The organism is Streptomyces sp. SM1 (assembly GCF_002910825.1).
Taxonomy (GTDB): domain Bacteria; phylum Actinomycetota; class Actinomycetes; order Streptomycetales; family Streptomycetaceae; genus Streptomyces; species Streptomyces okerensis.
The window spans coordinates 1-1,192 of record NZ_NEUB01000351.1 but is presented as its reverse complement, the minus strand read 5'-3'; the positions used below and the strand labels follow the sequence as shown (position 1 = coordinate 1,192).

The 1,192-nt window shown below is 75.8% G+C and carries 1 pseudogene; it reads left to right on the top strand.

The annotated features are described in order from the left end of the window. A pseudogene (locus B9S61_RS08815) lies at window positions 1-1,192 on the top strand (hypothetical protein); the annotation flags it as partial.

Sequence of the window (1,192 nt, the reverse complement as noted above, 5' to 3'; positions counted from 1 at the left end):
TGCGGACGTCCACGGCCAGCGAGTCGGAGTCGGCCCGCCGCGAGGCGCAGGAGCTCGCCAGGACCGCCGAGCAGCGGATGGCGGAGGCCGAGACGTCGCTGCGCGAGGCGCGCGCCGAGGCGGAGAAGGTCCTCGCCGAGGCGAAGGAGGCCGCCACCAAGGCGATCACCTCCGCCGAGTCCGCCAACGAGACCCGTACGCGCACCGCCAAGGAGCAGGTGGCCCGGCTGGTCAGCGAGGCCACCAAGGAGGCCGAGACCACCAGGGCGGACGCCGAGCAGCTGGTCGCCGACGCCCGCGCGGAGGCCGAGAAGATCGTCGCCGAGGCCGCCGAGAAGGCCCGCACACTCACCGCCGAGGAGTCCGCCACCCAGCTGTCGAAGGCGGCCAGGACCGCCGAGGACGTGCTGAACAAGGCGTCCGAGGAGGCCAAGCGGACCACGAAGGCGGCGGCCGAGGAGGCCGAGCGGATCCGCACGGAGGCCGAGACCGAGGCGGACCGGCTGCGCGCGGAGGCGCACGACATCGCCCAGGAGCTCAAGGGCGCGGCCAAGGACGACACCAAGGAGTACCGCGCCAAGACGGTCGAGCTGCAGGAGGAGGCCCGCCGGCTGCGCGGCGAGGCCGAGCAGCTGCGCGCGGACGCGGTCGCCGAGGGCGAGAAGATCCGCGCGGAGGCCCGCAAGGAGGCCGTGGCGCAGATCGAGGAGGCGGCGAAGTCCGCCGAGGAGCTGCTCGCCAAGGCCAAGGCGGACGCCGACGAACTGCGGTCCACCGCGCAGACGGACAGCGAGAAGGTCCGCACCGAGGCCATCGAGCGCGCCACGACGCTGCGCCGGCAGGCCGAGGAGACCCTGGAGCGCACCCGCGAGGAGGCCGAGCGGCTCCGCGCGGAGGCCGCCGAGCAGGCGGACGCGCTCAGGGAGGACGCCGAGCGGGGCGCGCGCGAACTGCGCGAGGAGACCGAGCGGGCCGTGGAGGCCCGCCGTGCGGAGGCCGCCGACGATCTGACCCGGCTGCACACCGAGGCCGAGGAGCGGCTCGCCGCCGCCGGGCAGGCGATGGGCGAGGCGCGCGAGGAGGCCGGCCGCATCCGCCGGGAGGCGTCCGAGGAGGGTGAGCGGCTGCGTTCCGAGGCCGCCGAGCGGATCCGTACGCTCCGGCAGCAGGCGGAGGCGGAGGCCGAGCGGCT